Below are 3523 nucleotides of genomic sequence, written 5' to 3'. Positions count from 1 at the left end.
GGATCGGTGCCCGAGGACGACGCGACAGACGCGCCTCTCTTCTACGGGGGACCTGTGTCGCGGCAGCCGCTGGTAGCCGGAGGCAAGAGCCAGAACTTCAACTTCAGCCTGGTCAACTTTTACGACGGTGCGAAGAACAAGTACCACTCCCACACGTCAGACCAGATACTTTTCGTCACCAAGGGTGACGGCATCGTCGCATCAGAGTCTGAGGAGATCGGCATCACTGAAGGCGATACGGCCTTTATCCCTGCCGGTGAGAAGCACTGGCATGGGGCCCAGGACGGTAAGGACTTCACGCACATCTCCCTGACAGGGGCCGACAGCCAGACCACCCAGTACGACGACTAAGACGCATTCTGTCTAGTCGATAGAGCGACCGCCGCCACATGCGCGGCGGTCGTTTTCGTTTTAGAGATACGCGGTCTGCTCATGTTGAACTTTGGCCTGTATTGCCATTTGCAGGCTTGTGTTAGTATGGCAACTGCCATAAATACATAGCAGCAAGCTATTTTTCACTCGGATTGTCGAATGAGGGTAAGGAGAGAAGCGGATGGTAGCGCAAGAGGGTAGACTGACCGGCGAAGAGATTGAGGAACTAAAGCAACTTGGAGAGGCCCACTTCTGGCCTCACTCCAGGCCGATTGCTGACATGTCTGAAGAGTCGGGCATCAAGCTGGCCACGAAGGCCGAGGGAGTATGGGTCGAGGACGGTCAGGGCGGCCGCTGGCTCGATACCCTGTCTGGGATGTGGCTCAAGAACATCGGTCACGGACGCAAAGAGATCGCGGAGGCGGTCTTCGAGCAGATGCAGGACGTGAGCTACTCGCCAGGCGGAACTGTCAGCCCAGCGACCGTCAACCTGGCCGCGAAGGTCGCGAGCCTCGCGCCCGACAAGGAGTCCAGGGTCTACTTCACCAGCGGCGGGTCTGAGGCCGTTGAGACAGCCATCAAGATGGCCAAGGCGTATCACAAGAACAATGGCGAGCCTGCCCGCTGGAAGGTAGTCAGCCGTCGTGGTTCCTATCACGGAGCAACGCACGCGTGCATGGCGCTTGGCGGCGGTGGCGTGGCCAGCGGACAGGACTACGGCCCGCTACAGCCAGGCAATATCCACATCAGCAACCCTAACAGCTATCGTGGACCTCACTCCGACCTGGAGTGCGCCGAGGAGCTCGAGCGGACCATCCTGCACGAGGGCCCCGGCACGGTCGCGGCCTTCATCGGCGAGCCGATCTCGGCGGCGAACGGCATCATGCTGCCTGACCCAGGATACTGGCCCCGCATCCGCGAGATCTGTGACAAGTACGGCGTGATCATGATCTGCGACGAGGTGATTACCGGCTTCGGTCGCACCGGCAAGATGTTCGCCACTGAGCACTGGGGCGTCAAGCCGGACATCTTCACCGTTGCGAAGGCGCTCACGAGCGGCTACCTGCCGATTGGCGCGGCCGTCGCGAGCAAGAGCGTCGGCGACATGTTCCTCGGCGAAGAGAACACGTTCAGGCACCTGATCACCTTCGGCGGCAATCCTGCATCCTGCGCAGCGGGTCTCGCAAACCTGGCTATCATGGAGAACGAGGGCGTGGTCGAGAACTCGGCAGAGATGGGCAACTACCTGTACGAGCAGCTCCAGACGCTGTATGAGCACCCGATAGTAGGCGACGTACGCGGCGGCATGGGTGTGCTTGCAGCGGTCGAGCTGGTCAAGGACCGCGACACCAAGGAGCGCTTCCCAGAAGAGGCACAGCTCGCCAAGAAGCTGACGCCCATCATGGAGAAGAATGGTCTGCTTGGACGCTTCGGCGACATCATCTCGATAGCGCCGCCTCTGACGATCACGAAGGACGAGGTTGACTTCGTGGTAGGCGCAGTCAACAGCTCGCTCGAAGAGGTCCGGAACCAGCTCTAAGGCTAGCGGTCAGTAAAGTAAAGGGGGAGGCCGATAGGATATCGGCCTCCCCCTTCTAGTTAACCGGAAACTACGTTAGTCGGCTGCGGCGTGCTCGTACCATTCCGGGCCCTCTTCGCCTGGCTCGGGCAGGACGTGTCCGCCCTCCATAGACCAGGACGCCCGTCCCTCGGTGATCCTGCCGTCCAACTGGTCGGCCGAGATGCCGATGATGTCTATGAATGCGCTCTTGAGATCGGACAGGAGCTTCTCCCTGACCTCAGCCGGACGCCCGGCGCGGTTGCCGCCGTCTATGTAGTACTGGGTCGGGAAGTCAGAGTCCGCGCTGTCGAAGAAGGCGACGTGTACGAAACTGCGCGGGGCACCCGTAGATCCGCAGTGGATGTCAGTGAATGCCTTGGCGACTTCCTGTCGCTTCTCGAACGGGACCGAGTCGTCTGGTACATAGCAACGATAGAACGGCATTTTTCTCCCTCTCTGTTTCTGAGTCTGCTTGCCTATTCGCGGTCTCGGGCTGATACGACGAGCTCATCGACGGTGCAGCCGGTAAGCTCCATCCACATGTCGCTCAATTGCTGCATTAGATGGACCCGGGTCTCCTGCTCACACCCAGGGGGTATCGTTCCCCTGACCATGGATGTCGTGGAGAGTTCTCCGCCCCTGAAGCCATACCCGTGCGGGATGACTGTGAACTCGACCTCGACGTCATCCGGGGACCCGCCCAGTATGGATGTCGTGACCCGTGCCAGCCCTGAAACCAGCTTGGGCCTGAGGTCGTCAGATATTACGCCCTCTTGAATAATGCAGTTGAAGTTGTACATATAAGTCTCTGCCCACTCTGACATAAGCTGGACTGGGGTCGAATCCAGTGTCCAGATTATCACAGACTTAACGTGTCGACAATTTACTGGTGAACACCGCCCTTGGCTCCGCCACCGGCTGCTATGGTCTCACCAGTGACGCACTCGGCCTTCGGCGAGGCGAGGTATGCCGTCAGCCAGGCGAGCTCCTGCGGGTCGATCGGCCGGCCGATGGCGACATTCTGTGATACGGCTGCGTTGACGTCGTCACGGGAGACTCCCTGGTTTTCGGCCTGAGCGTTGAGCCTGTCTTCGATGACTTCAGAGAGGGTAAGTCCGGGATGGACGACGTTGAGCGTGATCCCATCACCGCCGAGCTGGTCGGACAGCGTCTTGGTCAAGTGGACGATCGCCGCGTTGCGCAGGCCGTATATGGTCGACTGCCTGGCGGATACGCCGCCGATGCTGATGACGCGCCCCCACTTCTGTGCTTTCATGTGGGGCACGACTGCCTTGATGCACCTGAAGTAGCCGACGACCTTGGTGTCGAGGTCCTCGATCAGGTCGCTCTCCTCCGCCTCTTCCAGCGTGCCTCGTATCTGTCCGCCGACCATCGCCGCGCTATTGACCAGGATGTCCACTCCGCCAAGCTCGCTGACCGCGGTGTCGACCATGTTCTGGACATCGTCCGAGTTGGTTGTGTCGGTGGGAATTCCGATGATCTTTCGGCCTGTCTCCGCTGCGATCTCAGCGGCAGCCGCATCCAGGTCAGCCTTCGTGCGAGCTGCGATGGCTACGTCCACGCCCTCAC

5 protein-coding genes are annotated in these 3523 nt (G+C 60.2%); 2 read left to right on the top strand and 3 right to left on the bottom strand.

What is annotated here, in order from left to right:
- Both J4G14_15030 and J4G14_15025 read left to right on the top strand, forming a co-directional pair.
- A partial coding sequence (locus tag J4G14_15030; GenBank protein ID MCE2459103.1) for a cupin domain-containing protein occupies positions 1 to 351 on the top strand: 351 nt, incomplete at its 5' end.
- 202 nt (positions 352 to 553) lie between these two features.
- A complete protein-coding gene (locus J4G14_15025; protein MCE2459102.1) occupies positions 554 to 1912 on the top strand; it encodes an aspartate aminotransferase family protein in 1359 nt (452 codons plus the stop codon).
- A gap of 75 nt (positions 1913 to 1987) precedes the next feature.
- Here the strand turns inward: J4G14_15025 and J4G14_15020 are convergent, their stop codons facing one another.
- The 3 genes from J4G14_15020 to J4G14_15010 all read right to left on the bottom strand — a co-directional run.
- Entirely contained in the window at positions 1988 to 2377 is a 390-nt protein-coding gene (locus J4G14_15020) for a hypothetical protein (GenBank protein ID MCE2459101.1), read from the bottom strand.
- Between the two features lie 32 nt (positions 2378 to 2409).
- On the bottom strand, positions 2410 to 2733 hold the full coding sequence (locus tag J4G14_15015; GenBank protein MCE2459100.1) for a hypothetical protein: 324 nt from the start codon (positions 2731 to 2733) through the stop codon (positions 2410 to 2412).
- A gap of 83 nt (positions 2734 to 2816) precedes the next feature.
- On the bottom strand, positions 2817 to 3523 hold a 707-nt coding region (locus tag J4G14_15010; GenBank protein ID MCE2459099.1), incomplete at its 5' end, for an SDR family oxidoreductase.

This window comes from Dehalococcoidia bacterium (assembly GCA_021295915.1).
Taxonomy (GTDB): Bacteria; Chloroflexota; Dehalococcoidia; order Lucifugimonadales; family UBA1123; genus VXRN01.
Note: the sequence above shows the minus strand (reverse complement) of the source record. Positions and strands in the feature narration are given on the sequence as shown.